This window comes from Kluyvera genomosp. 2 (assembly GCF_036759865.1).
Classification (GTDB): Bacteria; Pseudomonadota; Gammaproteobacteria; order Enterobacterales; family Enterobacteriaceae; genus Kluyvera; species Kluyvera ascorbata_B.
On the sequence record NZ_JAPKIA010000008.1, the window covers coordinates 222838 to 242338 of the forward strand.

Annotated in this window: 17 protein-coding genes and 1 pseudogene; 4 read left to right on the forward strand and 14 right to left on the reverse strand. The window is 53.4% G+C overall.

What is annotated here, in order from left to right:
* Positions 1-8: 8 nt before the first annotated feature.
* The 7 genes from sufS to V6942_RS11080 form a co-directional block, all read right to left on the reverse strand.
* On the reverse strand, positions 9-1229 hold the full coding sequence (gene sufS / locus V6942_RS11050; RefSeq protein WP_106928911.1) for a cysteine desulfurase SufS: 1221 nt from the start codon (positions 1227-1229) through the stop codon (positions 9-11).
* Positions 1226-2500 carry a Fe-S cluster assembly protein SufD gene (gene sufD, locus V6942_RS11055; protein WP_182965499.1) on the reverse strand — a complete coding sequence of 425 codons (1275 nt, stop codon included), beginning with the start codon at positions 2498-2500 and terminating at the stop codon, positions 1226-1228. Before sufD ends, sufS begins: the two co-directional genes overlap by 4 nt.
* The gene (sufC, locus tag V6942_RS11060; protein WP_106928915.1) at positions 2475-3221 is read right to left on the reverse strand and encodes a Fe-S cluster assembly ATPase SufC; all 747 of its coding nucleotides are present in this window, start codon (positions 3219-3221) and stop codon (positions 2475-2477) included. Before sufC ends, sufD begins: the two co-directional genes overlap by 26 nt.
* 17 nt (positions 3222-3238) lie before the next feature.
* Complete coding sequence (gene sufB, locus V6942_RS11065; protein ID WP_333501252.1) at positions 3239-4726, reverse strand: Fe-S cluster assembly protein SufB; 1488 nt, start codon at positions 4724-4726, stop codon at positions 3239-3241.
* 10 nt (positions 4727-4736) lie between these two features.
* A complete protein-coding gene (sufA, locus tag V6942_RS11070) occupies positions 4737-5105 on the reverse strand; it encodes a Fe-S cluster assembly scaffold SufA (protein WP_106928919.1) in 369 nt (122 codons plus the stop codon).
* A 639-nt stretch (positions 5106-5744) separates the two neighbouring features.
* Positions 5745-6572, reverse strand: a complete 828-nt coding sequence (locus tag V6942_RS11075) for a universal stress protein (RefSeq protein ID WP_182929019.1) — start codon at positions 6570-6572, stop codon at positions 5745-5747.
* Between the two features lie 17 nt (positions 6573-6589).
* The gene (locus V6942_RS11080) at positions 6590-8068 is read right to left on the reverse strand and encodes a SulP family inorganic anion transporter (RefSeq protein WP_106928923.1); all 1479 of its coding nucleotides are present in this window, start codon (positions 8066-8068) and stop codon (positions 6590-6592) included.
* A 737-nt stretch (positions 8069-8805) separates the two neighbouring features.
* Between V6942_RS11080 and V6942_RS11085 the strand changes: the two genes are divergently transcribed.
* On the forward strand, positions 8806-9327 hold the full coding sequence (locus tag V6942_RS11085; RefSeq protein ID WP_106928925.1) for a hypothetical protein: 522 nt from the start codon (positions 8806-8808) through the stop codon (positions 9325-9327).
* A gap of 387 nt (positions 9328-9714) precedes the next feature.
* On the opposite strand, the pseudogene V6942_RS11090 reads toward V6942_RS11085, so the two are convergent.
* Positions 9715-10205 (reverse strand): annotated as a pseudogene (locus tag V6942_RS11090) (ATP-binding protein); the annotation flags it as partial.
* Between the two features lie 115 nt (positions 10206-10320).
* Between V6942_RS11090 and V6942_RS11095 the strand changes: the two are divergent.
* Positions 10321-10833 carry a hypothetical protein gene (locus V6942_RS11095; protein ID WP_106928927.1) on the forward strand — a complete coding sequence of 171 codons (513 nt, stop codon included), beginning with the start codon at positions 10321-10323 and terminating at the stop codon, positions 10831-10833.
* Between the two features lie 415 nt (positions 10834-11248).
* Here V6942_RS11095 and uraH read toward each other — a convergent pair whose 3' ends face one another.
* Entirely contained in the window at positions 11249-11659 is a 411-nt protein-coding gene (uraH, locus tag V6942_RS11100) for a hydroxyisourate hydrolase (protein ID WP_333501253.1), read from the reverse strand.
* Between the two features lie 412 nt (positions 11660-12071).
* On the opposite strand from uraH, the gene ydfZ reads away from it, so the two are divergent.
* Complete coding sequence (ydfZ, locus tag V6942_RS11105) at positions 12072-12275, forward strand: putative selenium delivery protein YdfZ (protein WP_106928930.1); 204 nt, start codon at positions 12072-12074, stop codon at positions 12273-12275.
* Between the two features lie 79 nt (positions 12276-12354).
* On the opposite strand, the gene umuC is transcribed toward ydfZ, so the two are convergent.
* The gene (umuC, locus tag V6942_RS11110; RefSeq protein ID WP_106928933.1) at positions 12355-13608 is read right to left on the reverse strand and encodes a translesion error-prone DNA polymerase V subunit UmuC; all 1254 of its coding nucleotides are present in this window, start codon (positions 13606-13608) and stop codon (positions 12355-12357) included.
* Complete coding sequence (umuD, locus tag V6942_RS11115; RefSeq protein WP_333501254.1) at positions 13592-14026, reverse strand: translesion error-prone DNA polymerase V autoproteolytic subunit; 435 nt, start codon at positions 14024-14026, stop codon at positions 13592-13594. The genes umuC and umuD overlap by 17 nt, the downstream gene beginning before the upstream one ends.
* A 312-nt stretch (positions 14027-14338) precedes the next feature.
* Here umuD and ttcA point away from each other — a divergent pair, with 312 nt between their 5' ends.
* Positions 14339-15274 (forward strand): tRNA 2-thiocytidine(32) synthetase TtcA, encoded by a 936-nt coding sequence (ttcA, locus tag V6942_RS11120; protein ID WP_333501255.1) that lies wholly within the window; start codon positions 14339-14341, stop codon positions 15272-15274.
* A 46-nt stretch (positions 15275-15320) separates the two neighbouring features.
* Here the strand turns inward: ttcA and dbpA are convergent, their stop codons facing one another.
* From dbpA to V6942_RS11135, 3 genes are all read right to left on the reverse strand, one after another.
* Entirely contained in the window at positions 15321-16694 is a 1374-nt protein-coding gene (gene dbpA / locus V6942_RS11125; protein WP_106928938.1) for an ATP-dependent RNA helicase DbpA, read from the reverse strand.
* A gap of 332 nt (positions 16695-17026) precedes the next feature.
* Positions 17027-18010, reverse strand: coding sequence for a zinc transporter ZntB (gene zntB / locus V6942_RS11130; protein ID WP_182930643.1), 984 nt, complete (start codon positions 18008-18010; stop codon positions 17027-17029).
* A 165-nt stretch (positions 18011-18175) separates the two neighbouring features.
* Complete coding sequence (locus tag V6942_RS11135) at positions 18176-19351, reverse strand: methyl-accepting chemotaxis protein (protein WP_106928940.1); 1176 nt, start codon at positions 19349-19351, stop codon at positions 18176-18178.
* Between the last annotated feature and the right edge of the window lie 150 nt (positions 19352-19501).

Here is a 19501-nt window from a genome sequence, read left to right on the forward strand (position 1 = left end):
GCTCCCTGTTACCCCAGTAATCGGCGAATGCGCTGCAGGCCCGCCACCAGGCGGTCGACCTCTTCAACGGTGTTGTACATGGCCAACGACGCCCGGCACATCGCGGGCACCTGATAAAACGCCATCAGCGGCATCGCGCAGTGATGGCCGGTGCGTACGGCAATCCCATAGTTATCGAGAAAGCTGCCAACGTCGTAGGCATGATGCTTGCCGAGATTAAAAGCGATGACCCCCAGGCGTTCGGCGGGCCCGTACAAATGCAGATCCGGCACGTCTGCCAGCGCGTCCAGCGCGTAGCGCATCAGCGTCTGTTCATATTCAGCAACGTGCGTCAGCCCCAGGCCGTTGACATAATCCAGCGCGGCGCCCAGACCGATAATGCCGCCGGTATTCGGCGTACCGGCCTCGAAACGCCACGGCGCTTTCGCCCACGTGGTGCCTTCCGTCAGGCTAACGGTGGCAATCATTGACCCACCGCCTTCCCACGGCGGCATCGTCTGTAGGATGTCGGCGGTAACATACAGCGCGCCAATACCCGTGGGGCCGTAGAGTTTATGGCCAGAGAAGGCGTAGAAGTCGCAGCCCAGCGCCCGCACGTCGACCGGATGATGCATCACCGCCTGCGCGCCGTCCACCAGCACTTTCGCGTTATGGCGATGCGCGATGGCAATCAGCTCCGACAGCGGGTTCTCGGTCCCCAACACGTTAGACACCTGGGTCACCGCCAGCAGGCGGGTGCGCGCATCAAATAGCCCCTCGACCGCCGCCATCTGCAACGTGCCATCGGCGTTGAGCGGGATGACCCGCAGCTGTGCCCCCGCACGTGCACAGAGCATTTGCCACGGCACAATATTGGCGTGGTGCTCCATCGCCGTGATCACGATATTATCGCCCGCCTGAACGTTACGGTTGCCCCAGCTGTTGGCGACCAGATTAATCGCTTCAGTCGTACCGCGCACAAAGACGATCTCTTCGGCGCTGGCTGCATTAAGAAAACGCGCGACCTTCTGGCGCACCTCTTCCATTCGCTGGGTGGCTTCGGCGCTCAGCGTGTGAATGCCCCGGTGTACCGCCGCGTAGCCGTTGCGATAAAACGCCGCTTCCGCGTGGATCACCTGCTCGGGTTTCTGCGCGCTGGCCGCGGAGTCCAGATACGCCAGCGGCTGGCCGTTGACTTCGCGGGAGAGTACCGGAAAATCGGCGCGCACCTGTTGTACGGAAAAAGTCATTGTTTACCTCCTGCCAGACGCAGCCCGATCCGCGCCAGTACGTGCTGCTTCAGCGCCTCCAGGGTAATGGCATCGGTCAGCCCGGCGGCAAACGCATAAAGGATGATGTTCCTCGCTTCCTCCAGCGCCACGCCGCGTGAACGTAAATAAAAGAGCTGCTCGTCGTCGATTCGCCCGACGGTGGCACCGTGGCTGCATTTCACATCGTCAGCGTAAATCTCGAGCTGCGGTTTGCTGTCGACTTCTGCCAGCCGACCCAGCAGCAGATTGTTGTTGGTCATCTGGCCGTCGGTTTTAACGGCGTGCGGCGCCACGGTAATCACACCGTTGAATACCGCCCGCCCCTTATCATTGACGATGGTTTTATGCAGCTGCCGGCTGTTACAGTAGCCCTGATTATGTTCAAGCCAGGTGCGGGAATCGCACACTTCAGCGTTAACCGGCATCGCCAGGCTATTCAAACGCAACGTGCTGTTTTCGCCATTCAGCTGGCTGCTGGTGTGGTGTCTGGCAACCGCCGCGCCCAACAGGAAGCTGTGGCTGAAAGCGGCTGCGTCTCGCCCTAGCCGTAGATCGTTATGGGAAAAGTGGTAGCTCTGATCGTTTTCAAACCCCAGCTTCAGATGCTGTAGCTGGGCATTATCGGCCACGTCCATCGTCAACCTTGCGCCGGTAAAGTGGCGCAGCGCATTCAGGCTGACATAGTGCTCGATAACCGTCGCCTGGGCCCCTTCCTCTAGCTGTAAATGGTGGCGGTAATGCGCCGTATTCATCTCGCCCGTTTCCAGGCCGCGCGTCAGATGCAGCAGCAGCAGCGGTTTTTCGGGACGCTGATTACGCCGTACGCGGATACGCGTCACGCTGGTGGCCAGACTTTCCGTCAGATGCAGGAAGGCCTCGGGATGAACCGCATCCGGCAGCGACTGGCGCTGATTATCCACCGTCACCTCAAACCCGCTACCGCCAGGATCATCGCTGAGACGTGCATCAAACTGACCGTCAACGAACACCAGCCGATGCGCCGCCAGCGCTACCGCGTGAGCATCGCGCTGTTGAGCCGTCAATGCAGGCAGCGCGGGCGCGACAAAGGTGCTGGCGAGCAGCTTATCAAGCGCGGTGTACTTCCAGTCTTCATCCTTGCGTGTAGGCAGGCCAAGCTGATGGATCTGCTGCAGGTGCGCCAGCGCCTGCGGCGACGGCTGTCCGCCGCGCGCCTGCAATAGCGCATGCCACTGCTGCAGCGCGCTACTGTTGTTCGCTAAGCCAGCCATAGCCCTGCTCCTCCAGCTGTTTCACAAGCCGAAAATCACCCGATTTCACGATCCGCCCCTGATACAGCACATGCACCACGTCAGGCTTGATATAGTCCAGGATACGCTGGTAGTGAGTGACGATAATAAAGCTGCGTTTGCCGTCCCGCAGCGCGTTAACGCCTTCCGAGACAATTTTCAGCGCATCGATATCCAGCCCGGAATCGGTTTCATCAAGAATGCATAATTCAGGCTCCAGCACAGCCATCTGCAAGATATCGTTGCGTTTTTTTTCACCGCCAGAAAACCCGACGTTCACCGACCGGGTCAGCAGGTCCGCCGGCATTTTCAGCAAGGCGATTTTCTCTTCCATCAAATCCTGAAAATCGAAGCGATCCAGCGGCTCTTGCCCACGATGGGCGCGCACCGCGTTGAGCGCGGTTTGCAGGAAAAACTGGTTGCTCACGCCGGGAATTTCAACCGGGTACTGGAAGGCCATAAAAATCCCTTCCCCGGCCCGCTCTTCCGGCGACAGCGCTAACAGGTCATGGCCTTTAAAGGTGACAGCCCCTCCGGTCACCGTATAGTCTTCACGGCCAGCCAGCGTCGCAGAGAGCGTACTTTTCCCCGACCCGTTCGGTCCCATAATGGCGTGGACTTCGCCCGGGCGGACGTTCAGGCTGACGCCGCGCAGAATCTCTTTATCCTCAACGGAGACCTGTAAATCTTTGATATTCAACATATCGTTTCCCTTAATGCTTAACCGACGCTGTGTTCAAGGCTGATAGCCAGCAGTTTTTGCGCTTCCACGGCGAACTCCAGCGGCAGCTCCGAGAAAACATCCTTACAAAATCCGTTAACAATCATTGAGATGGCATCATCTTCGCTGATGCCGCGCTGCAGACAATAGAACAGCTGGTCTTCACCAATACGCGAAGTGGTCGCCTCGTGCTCCAGCTGGGCGCTGTTATTGCGACACTCCACGTACGGAAACGTATGTGCACCGCAGTCAGGGCCGATGAGCATCGAGTCACACTGGGTGTAGTTGCGGGCGTTGGTCGCCGTCGGCATAATTTTCACCAGCCCGCGATAGCTGTTCTGGCTATGCCCGGCGGAAATCCCCTTCGAGATGATGGTCGATTTTGTGTTTTTACCGATGTGGATCATCTTGGTGCCGGTATCAGCCTGCTGGTGACCGCTGGTCAGCGCCACGGAGAAAAATTCCCCCACCGAGTTATCGCCGCGCAAAATACAGCTAGGGTATTTCCAGGTAATGGCCGAGCCCGTTTCCGACTGCGTCCACGACATTTTGCTATTTTCACCTTCGCACAGCGCGCGCTTGGTCACGAAGTTGAGGATCCCGCCGCTGTTGTTGTCACCGGGGAACCAGTTCTGCACGGTAGAGTATTTCACCTCGGCATCTTTATGAATGATCACCTCTACCACCGCCGCATGCAGCTGATAGCTATCGCGCACCGGCGCCGAGCAGCCCTCAATGTAGCTCACATAGCTGCCCTCGTCGGCTATCAAAATCGTACGCTCAAACTGGCCGGTTTTTTCTGCGTTGATACGGAAATAGGTCGACAGCTCCATCGGGCAGCGGACGCCCTTAGGGATATAAATAAAGGTACCGTCTGAAGCCACCGCCGCGTTTAACGCAGCAAAGAAGTTGTCATTTTCCGGAACAACCGTACCGAGGTAACGCTGGACCAGCTCCGGATGGTCATGAATCGCTTCACCAAACGAGCAAAAAATAATCCCTTGTTCAGAGAGTTTTTCCCGGTAGGTTGTCGCCACCGACACCGAATCAAAAATGGCGTCTACCGCCACCTCTTTACCTTCACGTACCGGAACACCAAGCTGGTTAAACGCGGCTTCAACCTCATCGGTTAAAAAGCTGCTGCTCCCGGTTTGCTGCTGTGCGCCAGGTTCAGAGGCGCAGCTATCGTCGCAGTTTCCGCAGGACGGCGCGGAATAATAGCTGTAGTCCTGATAGTTCAGCGCATCATAGTGCGCCTTCAGCCAGTGAGGCTCTTCCATTTCCAGCCAGTCACGATAGGCCTTGAGGCGAAATGCCAGCATCCATTCCGGCTCGTTGCGCCTGGCGGAGATCGCCCGCACCACGTCTTCGTTAATGCCCTTCGCCAGCTCGTCGGTTTGCAGCTGAGTGAAAAAGCCTTCTTTATAGTTCAGCGGGCCGCCGGCCCAGGTCTGGACATCGTCAGTTGCGTCAGTATTACGCGTCATTATGTACCGCCTATACCCCGAAGCTTTCGCCACAGCCGCATTCGTTCTGCGCCTTGGGGTTATGATATTTGAACAGCTGATTCAGCCCTTCGCGCACGTAATCCACCTCGGTACCGTCAATAAACGGCATTGCGCGTAAAGGCACCCACAGCTTCGCGCCCTCGTACTCAAACAACAGATCGTCACGATCCGGCTCGCTGACTGCGTCCAGCACGTAGCCGAAGCCCGCACAGCCGGTTTGCTTAACCCCCAAACGCACGCCCTGGAGCGTCGGCTGCTGTTTGACCAGTTCGCGAATATGCGCCGCTGCCGAAGGCGTCAGCGTGATACCGCGCCAGGTCACATCGTTGGGATCAAAGGTTCCAGAATGCACTTCCATAGGTCTACCTCATCAGTGGAGCCACAAAGGGAATAATGCCATGTTAGTGATAATGATTATCACTTCAACCCGCGCCGCGTGGGAGTATTGCGCCTGCGCCCCTTTGTGTATCGCTTTTTATAAGCATAGACCCTGCTACGGCAGGTGAATGGGATAGAGAAAATTTTGCAATACTTTGAAAAATAATAGATTTAATTGCATTGATAGGCTTAATGCGGCAGAGAATTAAAGATGCATAGCTAATGCCTATTTATTTAATCGGTTTTGGCGTGTTCTGTGAATCAAGGGGTTAGAGCACTATCAATGGGTTACGGAAACTACTGTATAGCTATATAGGGACATATACAGACTTTTTTATGCCCCCAAACATGCCCCCACAATACCTTTTGCCCCCATTCCCCCCAGATTCGTGCTATTGCATTTCGCTGTAACCTCTTAATGATCGTTTACATGCGCAGGGAATTTTAAATCGTAGAATCTCTGGTAGTGTGCTGCAATGGTAACTCCCCCTACCGGCTCCTAATAAATCATCATGTCACGGTATAGCTAACGTCCGCCTCTGGCACAAAGCGGAAAAGATCACAGAGCTAAAGGGCTGCTGTGAGCTAGAAGCAGCCCCGAAATCAGGGCCCGCCTGTTTTATCTGAGCATTAGCAGGGGCTGACGGCTATCAGATAGCATCTCTGTTGTGTTGCTGCCGATAAAGAATTTGCGCAGCCGTGAATGTCCGTACGCTCCCATAACCATAAGATCAATCCCGTGTTCCTCGGCGTAGCGGCACAGCGCATGAGCCACAGTATCGGCTTTTAGCAAACTTGCCTGACTGGTTATGCCTGCTCTTTGCAGCAGAGACTGAGCGACCTCCAGCGACTCTGACCTTCCATTCACCATCACCAGATGGCATGTCAGATTCAAAAACAATGGACTTACGGATAATTGGCGCAAATTTTCCAGACTCGCTTCACTTCCGTCATAGGCGAACATGACACGTGAAGGAACAGAGAAGGTTTCGGGTACAATTAAGACAGGATTTTTTTGCAGACGAATAACATTCTCAAGATGGCTTCCGACCGGATTTGATGCCCCTCGACGCCCCAGCACCATAAGACGCGCCTCCCCTAATTCAGCCAAAATCCCATCTAGCGTGCCATGTTTTTGCAATTGTTGTGGTGCTTGTAGCCCCGTCTCTGCCAGCAGCTCAGAACAATTTTTCAGAATGGCTTTACCCTGCGCCATCAATAATCGGTTACGTTCGCCCTCAAGGTGAACCAGCTCTTCTGTAAAATGTTCCCAACTGTCTAAGCCGATGGTTCCTGTCAGGTCCGAAGCCACAGGCTGGCTACTTTTTTCCAGTACATGAAGCAGGGCCAGAGAGACCTTCAGCGTGGAGGCCGCCCAAGCCGAATATTTACAGACGGCCTGTGTTGATGACGAACCATCCACACAGGCAACAACGGTGTTGTTCATTTCATGACTTCCGGACATTAATGACCTCCCATTAATTTATCAACTTCTTCGGGTTTATCATGCATACCAAACCGATCAACAAGGGTGCGGGTGGCATCATTCATCCCGCGAATCTCAACCTCAGTACCCTCTCTGCGGAACTTAATAACCACTTTGTCCAGGGCTGTAACCGAAGTGATGTCCCAGAAATGGGCATGTGAAACGTCTATCACCACATTCTCAATCGCTTCACGGAAATCAAAGTGGCTGGTAAAGCGATCTGCTGATGCAAAGAATACCTGGCCGGTAACGGTATACGTCCGGCTCATCCCTTCCAGAACTGAGGTTACACGCATGAACCGGGATACTTTAGTGGCAAAGTTAAGCGAAGCAATCAGTACACCGGTCAGTACACCGAAGGCCAGATTATGTGTTGCCACCACAACCAGGACGGTGGCAAGCATGACCACGCTGGTTGAAAGGGGGTGTGAACGCAGGTTTGTAATAGAGCGCCAGGAGAATGTTCCGATGGAAACCATAATCATCACTGCGACCAGCGCCGCCATCGGTATTTGAGATACCCAGTCGCGCAGGAACACAATCAGGCAAAGCAGAACCACGCCCGCCGTGAGGGTTGAAAGCCGTCCACGTCCACCAGATTTTACGTTGATAACGGATTGCCCAATCATCGCGCAGCCTGCCATTCCTCCGATAAAGGATGTGCAGATATTCGCGATACCCTGAGCTTTGCACTCCCGGTTTTTGTCACTTGGCGTGTCGGTCATGTCATCCACAATCGTGGCGGTCATCATCGACTCAAGCAGGCCAACCACCGCAAGCCCGGCAGAATAAGGCAGGATGATGAGCAGCGTCTGGAGATTTAAAGGTACGTCAGGAAGCAGGAATACCGGCAGGCTGTCGGGAAGTTTCCCCATGTCCCCGACGGTCCGAACATCAAGCTGCAGCAACACGGAAATGCCGGTCAGTACCACGATGCAGACAAGAGGTGAAGGAATGGTTTTGTTGAGGTAGGGGAAGAGATAGATAAGCCCCAGGCCCGCTGCAGTCATGGCATAGACATGCCAGGTTACGTTGGTCAGTTCTGGCAACTGGGCCATGAATATCAGTATTGCCAGCGCATTAACGAATCCCGTCACCACTGAGCGTGAAACAAAGCGCATCAGCCCGCCGAGCTTCAGATAGCCGGCTATCAGTTGGAATACCCCTGTAAGAATGGACGCGGCCAGTAAATATTCCAGGCCTTGATCTTTCACCAGAGTCACCATCAGCAGCGCCATTGCCCCCGTGGAGGACGAAATCATTGCCGAACGCCCGCCAAAGAAGGCCGTAACGAGAGGGATACAGAACGCTGAGTAGAGGCCTACCTGGGGATCCACACCGGCAATAATGGAAAATGCGATCGCTTCTGGAATGAGCGCGAGCGCGACAACAATACCGGCAAGAACGTCACCACGGACGTTACCCAGCCAGTCCCTACGTGTCGAGGACAGCAGCATAATAATTTCTCAGTTTTTAGATACAGTCAGCCCTGGAGGGCAACGATTTTACGTACGATAAAGCACATCCGCAGACGGGATGTAATTGAGTGCGTGCTGAGACTCGCTCAGTACGACGGAGGTAGGAAAAACTCAGGGTGGCGTAATACGCATAACGGTTATCAGATTCTCCATTGCTGGTGTATATGTATTGTCCGCGTGTTGCCTTGGGGCAACTGACAGGCATAAGGCCGGAACCTGAATTCGTTCAAAGCCGAACAATACTATAAGCAAACCACAGACAGGGTCAAACTGTGAGTGGACTTCTGTACGCGCTATTTGACATTTATTTATCCATTCTGTTTTGGAAGTGTCCGCTTTTGGCACAACGCGGACCAGCTAGCTGAACTGAAGTTCCGCAGTAAGCGAGTAACGGACATTAGGCTTACAGGATAACTGAACCGTTCTCCAGATAGTCTTTGAAAGTGAATGGTTCGGTTTGCCATGGATACTTATAGGGGCTGTTCCCTCACCTGAACAAGGAGAGATGTGTTCTGAGCATTCCTACCGACGTCAAGACTGCCAGTCTTTAAATACCTCAATACCCTGAAGCAAACAGCTTCATCATTTCTACAAGGTGTATTATCAACTTTGTGAACAAGGCGGCTATTCGACTCCCATAACTATCTGTATCATAAGCCAAAATCACAAATTTTGTTAATGATGAAAACTATCTATCTAATTAAGGTTGATATGATATGAAAATAGAGAAAATAATCATAATTGCAGCAATATCTCTTGGGGTTACTGGATGCGCAAGGGTACTGCCCCTTGATTATGATAATTATAATGGCAGTGATGCTGCAACATTGTATGTACTGAATCGTCAGGGAAACATAGGAACTATCTATCTCGGCTCTTACGTCCTGAATAGTAAAGATGATTGTTTCGAAATGGCTGATCGTTATGAGCTTGATTCTAATGTTTTCAAATCAAAAGGAAACGTAGTCGTCAGTAAAGTAAAACCGGGTGCTTTGTATTCTGTCTCACAATTAAAGAATCTCGGCTCATTTATTAGTAGCACTCATTCATCACTTATTCCAGAAGCAGGAAAGTACTATTACATATCATCCGGAAGCCACGCGGTTCAGGTCCCTGCGGACTTTGTTCCTGACGCGTCAGTCAGCTCAGAAGAGGTGGTAAAACAATACAGCAATAATCCAGTTAAATATTGGAATGTTAAAAAAATATGTTCTCGCCCGTTCTGGAAGGTTTTTTAATTTCGGCTTCGTAGCAAGAAATACGACATTCTGTCTGCCAGTAATTCAGGCCCACGCTCAGTGGGCCTATGTATCCATCATTGACTGTAACAAAATAGATGATCGCTACAGTGCGCAACTTACTGACTGCGCTAAGGGTGAACTGCCACAAGGGGAGATGGAGGTCAATGTTGACGATTAATTCAGCCATTACAAAGACGCACTAGCCCTTCCGTGCCGGAGCCCAACCGCACGCTCCACAATGCCTGCGCAGGAGGAACGTACGTTTGGCTTTCTTGTTCATTAAGCCACCTGTTTTATGTTGTGGTGAGAATATCACCTTTAATCAGGTGGCCAAATTTACTGCGCCACTAGAGCGATTTCTTCAAAGAACTTCTCCCGGCTATGGCTGATCATGGTCTTCTCGCCGCTGCGGCCGCGCTGAATGCTGACCTCGTCCAGCACAAGCAGGTCAACCGTGCATAGATTCTCCTGGTGAGAGGCTTCCGACTGGCCGCCGTCGTAGCACTCTCAAACCCGAAGCATCAGATCCGGAATGGTGACGACCAGGGCCGAATAACCAGCAGACAGTAGATGGTTACCAATCGCCGCGGCAAGATGGTTTTTCCCGGTACCCCGGCCGCAGCTAAACACGAAGCGAGCAAAGCCATTCCCGAAGTTCTGCGCGTAGCTTTTCGCTATGGTGTAGGCCTTGCGCTGTTGCTCGCTGGACCCTTCGTCGTTGGCGAACGTACAGCTGCGATGCAGGCGTTTAATGCCGGAACCACTGCAGATTTTATCTGTCCGCGCTTCTGGCTCAGTTTGTCCAGCGCCTCACACCGTTTGAGTCCGTCTTCCCATTGCCGCGCCAGCAGCTCTGCTGGGTTGGTGAATTTCGGCTAGATAGCACATCCCCCCCTATTATCGGAGGGATGAAATCAATCACCGCTTTAAAAATACATATTCATATCCTGTATACTTTGCGGCGAATGAATCCACTGAATGAGAATTACGATGAAGACTTATGGTGTTTTAGCCACAGGATTGGGTTGTTTAATAATAGGTGGCCTCGCCGGTTACCATTTTGCTGGCAACTCCCACGATAGCGCAGGGGAGATCCCACCATCAGTTCCGCACCAGCAGGAAGTAAAGCCACAACCGAAAATTGAGGTTTACACATACAGCATCGATAGCGTATCCGAGCAGCGGCTTAAAAACGAACTGAAGCTGAAAGACCAACTCAAACGAGGCTGGATCAGATTCTCAATGACTATCGACCGTATTCAATGTGAAACAGACGTTGATTGTTACGCAGTGAGTAAAGAAGGCGGCATGGGATTTTCTTTCCGCCCGCACAATACGAAATCTGAAGACATTCAGTGGCTGAAAGATCTGGATGTTGGCAATGCTGTAGACCTGGTTTGCAGCCGCTACATCGACAAAGGGCTGTATTACGACATGCGCGATTGCGTGCCATTCGACCGCCTGAAACCCGAGTTAATCAATACGCATAATATAGGTGAATAATTAATCACCAGAACGCCCCTTCTTTTCAGGTGTATGAAAAAAGCCGCAATCTGCGGCTTTCGTTGTTATTTTTTCTCGTCAGTGTAACGACGAGCATTATCAAAAAGATTAGTGCACATATTACCCCCATTAAAAATATGACAATAACATGCCCCATAATGGGGTGATATCTGACCAGTTTTCTCCCATGGAAGCAGCGTAGATTAGACATAAACGCTGGCGATTTGGGTTCCATGCAAAACCACCGCGGTGCGAAAAACACCAGCATACGGCGGTTTCATTTCATCGTGGGCAATGGAGGGTGGATAATAAATCCCCTTCGTCCGACTGGATTTTTCCCCGCACCATCCGAATAATGCATAAAAAAAGCCAGCGTTCAGGCTGGCCTGGCGGTCGTTCGGGCAGAGAACGAAACTCAGCTTCCTTTATAGGTCGAATATCCATACTGACTCAGCAGAAGTGGAATATGCAGCTTTTCATTGGTCTTTGTCACCGTGAATAATACCGGGACTTCAGGGAAGAACGACGCGTACTTTTCACGCTTAAAATACTCCCCGGTTTTAAACGTGACCCGATAAACGCCTGGCTGCATGTCCCGATCGTCAGGATACAGCGATTTAATCCGGCCATCGCTGTCCGTTTTTCCTTTCGCCAGCATATCCCAGCCCGTCGCCTGCTGTTTTTCCAGCGTCACATCAACGTCTTTTGACGGTATCCCGGTTTGCTGGTTGAGAATGTGGACGCTGAGCGTTCCTATTGGTGCGCTGTACGCCACCGGCGCTAACAGAGAGGTCAGTAACAACGCCAGACTTATTTTTACATTCATTGTTTGCTTCCTGTAATCAAAATCACAGGTCAATCTTAGTCATCTTATTGATAAATAAAATTCAACTTTTTGTTATCAATTGATGGGAAAATGTCCTCTGTTCACGGAGTGGTGTTCTGAAGAAGCACGCGCATATTTTACATGGTGAGCCGCATCTGATGCTGGCGAATAAGACAAGCGGTAAAGCGGCTTCCGGCGTTTTTGTCGATGCCGATGGCCAGTGTTTCAGCCTGAACAACATTCAGCTTGTCCATCGGGATAGGTATTAAGCGGGCAATGACACAGTTGTTTTGTCCATAAATCCCGACAAAAAAAGCCGCATTTTGACAGAGCGCAAAACATGACACCGTCTACCGCGCTATTAATTCATACCGCCAATCTAACCCGTCTTACAATGTGAAAGGAGGAGACGATGAAAACTTACGATCGTAACCGTAACGCTATCACCACTGGTAGCCGTGTGATGATCGCCAACAATGGCGCAACCGGTGTGATTACCACTATCCACGGAGAAGGCAAAACGGCGGAACAGCTACGCCGCGCAAGCTGCGTAGAGATTGATGGTCAGGACGGTACGTTTTGCCCGATTGATCTGATCCGCCTGGGGCTCAACTAATCAGCCCCCCGTTCTCACCGCGTTAAACGGTGAAAGCACGCCCATTAAGGCCGCTCAGCGTGGCCTTAATGGCAGCCCGCTATCTGGCAACCGGCAGATCCGTATAGCGCGTTGTGTAGCCAGGAGACAGCATCGCTCGCTTCATTGCCCATGCCTGTTCAATCCCTTTACCGGCAAAGCCAATGTGCCCCCGTCCCGAGTGATTAATACTATCGATAACCTGCATCAACGCGTGCCCGTTAGCCTGCGGCGGATGAGGGTCAAACAAGTTAAGCTGCGCTACGCCCTGGCTGAAAAAATCGCTTAGCATCACCCCCGCCTTCATATAACGAAAACCCTCGCGCCAGACGGTGTCCAGCGAACGGGTCGCTGCACGAATAATATCTCGGGTGTCACAGGTCGGAACGGCCAGCCTGCCGCTAGACTGCGGCGCGTAAAATACCTCATTTACCGCATGCGGGCTGGTGCGCATAAACAGACTAATCACACAACAGTACTGCCTTTCCGCACGCAGTTTCTCCGCTGCGCGTTCAGCATAAGCACAAACAACCTGATGCATTTCATCGTAGTCCGTGATGCGGTGGCTAAACGAACGGCTATAGATAATTTGCTGCTTAATAGGCGCAAACTCCTCAAGCGCCAGGCAAGACTCGCCGCGCAGCTCCCGCACCGTACGCTCCATCACCACGTTAAAATGCTGGCGAATCACCCATGTTGACGTGTCAGCAAGCTGCAATGCTGTCTCAATGCCCATCAGTTCGAGTTTTTTACGCGTGCGACGCCCGACTCCCCAGACTTCATGTGCCGGGAGCAGCGCCAGCAGCTTGCGCTGGCGCTCTGTCGCTGAAAGATCCACCACGCCATGGGTTTTACGCCAGGTTTTAGCGGCCAGGTTCGCCAGTTTGGCGAGGGTTTTGGTTGGCCCGATCCCCACGCCGACCGTCAGCCCGGTATGCTTCTGCACCGTTTCGCGTATCTGGTGGCCAAATGATTCCAGCGAACGGCAGCCCGACAGATCGATAAACGCTTCATCAATAGAATAAATCTCGACATTCGGCACGAACGCCAGCAGCGTCTGCATGACCCGATGGCTAAGATCGGCATACAGCGCGTAGTTTGAGCTAAAAACGGTTACTCCCTGACGGCGCAGCTCATCCTTAATTTTAAAATACGGCGCAGCCATCTTGATACCGAGCGCTTTTGCCTCTGCCGAGCGCGAAATAATGCACCCATCGTTATTGGACACCACGACCACTGGTTTACCCTGGAGATCGGGGCGAAAGACCGTCTCACAGGAAGCATAGAAATTGTTAACATCAACCAGCGCGAACATATTTATGGGCTTTTAAACTAAAGGTCACGACGCCGAAGATTTGCAGCTCCTCTTCCGCGTGAAAAACAATCGGCGCATAGCGAGCATTATGCGCAACCAGCTGAACCGATGGCCGGATTCGCAGCTCTTTAACCGTAAACTCCCCCGCCACCGCCGCCACCACGATGTCGCCATGGCAGGCTTTTAGTGAGCGATCCACGACCAGCAGGTCGCCATCACCGATCCCCGCGCCAATCATCGAATCCCCGCTCACCCGGATAAAATAGGTCGCACTGGGATGCTTGACCACCAGCGCAGTCAGATCCAGACTTTCTTCCACATAATCCTGAGCCGGGCTAGGAAAACCGCAGGGAACCCGCTCTAAGAACAGCGGCAGTTTGACAGGGGGTTCGGGTTTAGAGAGATAAGGCGCCTTCATATTCAACCACTCAATAATACTGTTTATATATACAGTATTATAGGACACATAAAAAGATCAAGTCATCCCGTGCCCCACGGCGTGAACCCATTGAAGACGAACAACATTTACCGCGTGGCAACGACCATCGGCGGGTCAGTCGGCGCTGTCGTGCAAAACATGCTGGCATTCGTCGCCGTAATCCGTACCATACACGCCACACATTCGCTGATTCGCCGTCAGCGCGGGACAGCGCTTTTATCGTAAATCAAATGGACTGGAAGACGCTGTAGTGGGCCTGAGTTTCCATTTAGATTTCTGAGTAACTATTAAATGCAACAAAATCAAGAAATTAGCAAAAAAGAACAATACAATCTGAACAAATTACAGAAGCGTCTGCGTCGTAACGTGGGCGAAGCCATCGCCGACTTCAACATGATTGAAGATGGCGACCGTATTATGGTCTGCCTGTCCGGCGGCAAAGACAGCTACACGATGCTGGAAATTCTGCGCAACCTGCAGCAGAGCGCGCCGATCAGCTTCAGCCTGGTGGCGGTCAACCTCGACCAGAAGCAGCCGGGCTTCCCGGAGCATATTCTGCCGGAATACCTTGAGAAGCTGGGCGTCGAGTACAAAATTGTCGAAGAGAACACCTACGGCATCGTGAAAGAGAAGATCCCGGAAGGCAAAACCACCTGCTCGCTGTGCTCTCGCCTGCGCCGCGGTATTCTCTATCGGACAGCCACCGAACTGGGTGCGACGAAAATTGCCCTCGGCCATCACCGCGATGACATTCTGCAAACCCTGTTCCTGAACATGTTCTACGGCGGGAAAATGAAAGGGATGCCGCCGAAGCTGATGAGCGATGACGGCAAACATATCGTTATCCGCCCGCTGGCCTACTGCCGTGAAAAAGACATCGAGCGCTTCTCCGAAGCGAAAGCGTTCCCGATCATTCCGTGTAACCTGTGTGGTTCGCAGCCGAACCTGCAGCGTCAGGTGATTGGCGATATGCTGCGTGACTGGGATAAACGCTATCCTGGCCGTATTGAGACCATGTTCAGCTCGATGCAGAACGTGGTACCGTCGCACCTGTGCGATACCAGCCTGTTTGACTTCAAAGGACTGACCCACGGTTCTGAAGTGGTTGACGGCGGTGACCTGGCGTTTGATCGGGAAGAGCTGCCGCTACAGCCGATGGGCTGGCAGCCGGAAGAAGAAGACGGCCAGCTGGACGAGCTGCGTCTGAACGTGGTCGAAGTGAAGTAAGCGATTTAGCGTCTCAGGCTGCGGCCTGAGACGCTGATTCAAGCGGTTATTTCAGCAGACGCGCACGGCACGCTTTGCCTTTGATTTTCCCTTTCTGCAGCAGTTTCCAGGCCTGATGGGCCACGCCTTCGCGCACCGCCACGTAGACATGCGCCGGGTGCACGTCAATTTTCCCGATATCCGCAGCCACCAGCCCCACGTCACCGGTTAATGCGCCCAGCACGTCTCCCGCGCGCATCTTGGCCTTTTTACCGCCGTCGATGCACAGGGTCATCATTTCCGGCGCCAGCGGCGTAACGCGCGTTTTGGCCGGTTCCGGCATCCAGTTCAGCTTTAATTGCAGCATTTCGGCCAGGATATTGGCGCGCTGCGCCTCTTCCGGCGCGCAGAAACTTACCGCCAGCCCGCTGTTACCCGCGCGGGCGGTACGGCCAATACGGTGAACATGCACTTCCGGATCCCACGCCAGCTCGTAGTTCACCACCATCGCCAGCGATTTGATGTCCAGCCCGCGAGCCGCGACGTCGGTTGCCACCAGAATACGCGCGCTGCCGTTGGCAAAGCGCACCAGCGTCTGATCGCGGTCGCGCTGTTCAAGGTCGCCGTGTAAGGCGATCGTGCTCTGCCCTGCGGCATTCAGCTCCTCAAACACGGCCTGGCAATCTTTTTTGGTATTACAAAACACGACGCAGGATGCTGGCTGATGCTGGCTCAGCAGCTGCTGTAAGAGTGCAATTTTACCGTGGCGCGGCACATCAAAGAACTGTTGCTCTACCGCCGGTAATGCATCAACGCTGTCGATTTCGATTGTCTCCGGCGAGCGCTGCACGCGGCCGCTGATGGCGGCAATGGCCTCCGGCCAGGTGGCGGAGAACAGCAGCGTCTGGCGAGATGCGGGCGCAAAGCGGATCACCTCATCCATCGCATCGCTAAAGCCCATATCCAGCATGCGGTCCGCTTCATCCATCACCAGCGTATGCAGGGCATCCAGCGAAACGGTGCCCTTTTGCAGGTGATCCAGCAGGCGGCCCGGCGTCGCCACAATAATATGCGGCGCGTGCTGTAAGGAATCCCGCTGTGCGCCGAACGGCTGACCGCCGCACAGCGTCAGCACTTTAATATTCGGCAGATAGCGGGCCAGTCGACGAATTTCACCAGCGACCTGATCGGCCAGCTCACGCGTGGGGCACAGCACCAGCGATTGGGTCTGGAACAGGCTGGCATCAACGTGTTGAAGCAGACCGAGACCAAACGCCGCCGTTTTACCGCTGCCGGTTTTTGCCTGCACGCGCACGTCCTTCCCGGCCAGAATTGCCGGCAGCGACGCGGCCTGAACCGGCGTCATAGAGAGATAGCCCAGATCGTTCAGATTATCGAGCTGGGCGGCAGGAAGGGCATTCAGGGTGGCAAAAGCGGTCACAATATTTTCTCGCGAATTAGGGGGCTAACGGTCAGCAGGCGCGTATCGTCGCAGATCTCGCCGCGGGATGCGACAAATTAATCGGCGGGTGCGGTCAGGCCGCGGAAAAAGGACAAAAAAAAGCCGACTATTCTAAGCCGGCGTCGTACGAATCAATTGTGCTATGCAGTAATTCAAAAAAAGGAAGTAAGACAATATGGAGCGCAACGCCCATCGCTTGACGTTGCATTCACCTGCGAGATCGATATTGCCTCGATTGGCATACCGTTTTATTGACTTCGCTCAAATTAAGTGGCGTTACCCTATCCTAAGGGGGTAAAAAAGGCGATTTTTTACAACCAGTTACTACGATGTAACCACCACGTAACACCGCCTATCAGCAGCACCAGCATAATGCAGAAGAGCGAAAAACCCAGATGCGATCCGCCGCCGGGGATGCCGCCAAGGTTGACGCCAAACAGCCCGGTCAGGAAGGTACTCGGCAGAAAAACCATCGCCATCAATGACATGGTATAGGTTCGTCGGGAGAGCGATTCCTGCATCATCTGGGCAATTTCATCGGTCATGACTGCCGTACGCGCAATACAGCCGTCAATCTCATCCAGCCCGCGTCCCAGACGATCGGCGATATCCTGCATCCGTCGGCGCTGGTCATCGGTCATCCACGACAGACGTTCGCTGGCGAGCCTGGCGTAAACATCACGCTGTGGAGCCATATACCGGCGCATGACGATAAGCTGCTTACGCAGCAGCGCCAGAAAACCGCGCGGCGGTACCTGCTGCTCCAGCAGGTTATCCTCAAGGTCGATAATTTTATCGTGCAGTTGTTCAATGAACTCGCTGGCGTGATCGGTCAACGCATCGCAAATATCCACCAGCCAGCTGCCACAGTCCGTCGGGCCGCTGCCCTCTTGCAAATCGCTGACCACGTCATCAAGCGCCAGCACTTTCCGCTGGCGGGTAGAGACAATCATACGTTCGTCAATATACAGACGCATCGCCACCAGCTGATCGGGTCGTTCATCGGTGCTGCCGTTAATGCAGCGCAGCGTAATCAGCGTCCCCTCACCCAAGCGGCTCACCCGCGGCCTCAGGCTCTCGCCAGCAAGCGCATCGCGCACCACGTTTGGCAGCAGCGGCGTGGTCGCCAGCCATTGGGCGCTGTCTGGATGGGTATAGTTCAGGTGCAGCCAGCACGGATTGTCCTGGCTGACACAGTCCGCATCGGTTAACGGCTTCACGCCGCCCTTGCCATCCAGCAGCCACGCAAATACCGCATCGGGTACGTTAAGGTCAGATCCTTTTATGGCTTCCACTTCGCCTCCGCTCACCGCTCTTTATCCTGATAGTCTAGCCATCTCGCTTTGTTAAGCAACTTGTGACTGCGCCATGGCGCTGAAATCGTTCATAAAAGCGGCAGTGAGTGGGCGTAAGGCAAAAAAAACCCGGCATTTCTGCCGGGGTGAGGGAAGCAAAACGGGTTAAAACGATTGCCAGAAATTCTGCTCGCTGCTGCCCGCCACCGCAGGCTGTAGCGGTTGACCTACGATGGCCGGGCGTGGAGATGCAGCCTGCTGTTCGTCACCAACGCGGAAATTCTGCGTCCGCGACTGTAGCTCAATAACCTGACGTTTCAGAATATCCGACGATCTCGCCAGCTCTTCGACCACCGTAATATTGCTTTGCGTGACGGTCTCGAGCTCATTCAGCGCCAGGGTTATCTGGTCGATACCTTTTTCCTGCTCGGACGTCGACACCGCAATCTGCTCCATCAGACCGTTCAGCTCGCCAGAGCCGGTCACGATCTCCTGCATATTTTTCTCCGCCTCGGCGACAATACTTGCCCCCTGGGTGACGTTTTCGCTGGTGACATTGATCAAGGTCTTGATGCTCTTCGCCGCTTCCGCGCTGCGGTGCGCCAGATTACGCACTTCACCGGCCACCACCGAGAATCCTTTTCCGTGGTCGCCCGCCCTCGCCGCCTCAACCGCCGCGTTCAGCGCCAGAATATTGGTCTGGAAGGCAATACCGTCAATCATGGCGATAATTTCCGTCATCTGCCGGGCGCAGTCGGTAATAGACTGCATATTGGTCGCCACTTCCCCCATCAGCGCGCCGCCTTTGCGGGCGCACTGGGTTGCGTCACCCGCGCGCTCGCTGGCCAGCCGCGTATGCTCGGCGTTATTTTTGGTACTGGCGGCAATTTGTTCCATGCTCGCGGCGGTTTCCATCAGCGTGGCCGACTGCTGTTCCGTTTTTACCGACAGTTCGCCGCTGCGGGTCGCCAGCTGTTCAGACAACGTCATCGCCGTGTCTGACGAACTGCGTATTTCGGCGACCAGCGTCGAGATATTATTCGATAAGTTATTGATCCCCGGAATTAAGCGGCCTGCACAGTTATTGCCAAAGACCGGAATACGTACCGACAGGTTGCCATCATTGACTTCATCTATACTGCGTTTCACCGCATTGATAGGCGTGACCAGATATTTGGTCATATACAGCCACAGCAAGGCGATCGCTGCCACCCATATAATATTAATAGCCAAAAGCAAGAATATATTTTTAGACAATATAAGGCAGATCACATCCGCAATAAAAAATACCGCCAAAATAAACACCAGGATAAACGTTCGGACGCTAATGTTTTTAAACATAAATTCCCCTCAACGCTCGTTGTGTCATTTTGTTATATCACCAGAAGATGTATTTTCCAGACTCTTTTAAATATTTTCATCACTTTAACCGTTAGGGAAGGTGCGAATAAGCAGGTCATTTCTTCCCAAGCTGACTCGCTGATTAAAATT

Coding starts and splice junctions, on each gene's coding strand:
- sufD (WP_182965499.1), bottom strand. CDS start 2,500: ATGGCTGGCTTAGCGAACAACAGTAGCGCGCTGCAGCAGTGGCATGCG.
- umuD (WP_333501254.1), bottom strand. CDS start 14,026: ATGAAGGCGCCTTATCTCTCTAAACCCGAACCCCCTGTCAAACTGCCG.
- umuC (WP_106928933.1), bottom strand. CDS start 13,608: ATGTTCGCGCTGGTTGATGTTAACAATTTCTATGCTTCCTGTGAGACG.
- V6942_RS11075 (WP_182929019.1), bottom strand. CDS start 6,572: ATGAACAACACCGTTGTTGCCTGTGTGGATGGTTCGTCATCAACACAG.
- V6942_RS11080 (WP_106928923.1), bottom strand. CDS start 8,068: ATGCTGCTGTCCTCGACACGTAGGGACTGGCTGGGTAACGTCCGTGGT.
- sufB (WP_333501252.1), bottom strand. CDS start 4,726: ATGACGCGTAATACTGACGCAACTGACGATGTCCAGACCTGGGCCGGC.
- ttcA (WP_333501255.1), top strand. CDS start 14,339: ATGCAACAAAATCAAGAAATTAGCAAAAAAGAACAATACAATCTGAAC.
- V6942_RS11095 (WP_106928927.1), top strand. CDS start 10,321: ATGAAGACTTATGGTGTTTTAGCCACAGGATTGGGTTGTTTAATAATA.
- sufS (WP_106928911.1), bottom strand. CDS start 1,229: ATGACTTTTTCCGTACAACAGGTGCGCGCCGATTTTCCGGTACTCTCC.
- uraH (WP_333501253.1), bottom strand. CDS start 11,659: ATGAATGTAAAAATAAGTCTGGCGTTGTTACTGACCTCTCTGTTAGCG.
- sufA (WP_106928919.1), bottom strand. CDS start 5,105: ATGGAAGTGCATTCTGGAACCTTTGATCCCAACGATGTGACCTGGCGC.
- sufC (WP_106928915.1), bottom strand. CDS start 3,221: ATGTTGAATATCAAAGATTTACAGGTCTCCGTTGAGGATAAAGAGATT.
- ydfZ (WP_106928930.1), top strand. CDS start 12,072: ATGAAAACTTACGATCGTAACCGTAACGCTATCACCACTGGTAGCCGT.
- V6942_RS11135 (WP_106928940.1), bottom strand. CDS start 19,351: ATGTTTAAAAACATTAGCGTCCGAACGTTTATCCTGGTGTTTATTTTG.
- V6942_RS11085 (WP_106928925.1), top strand. CDS start 8,806: ATGAAAATAGAGAAAATAATCATAATTGCAGCAATATCTCTTGGGGTT.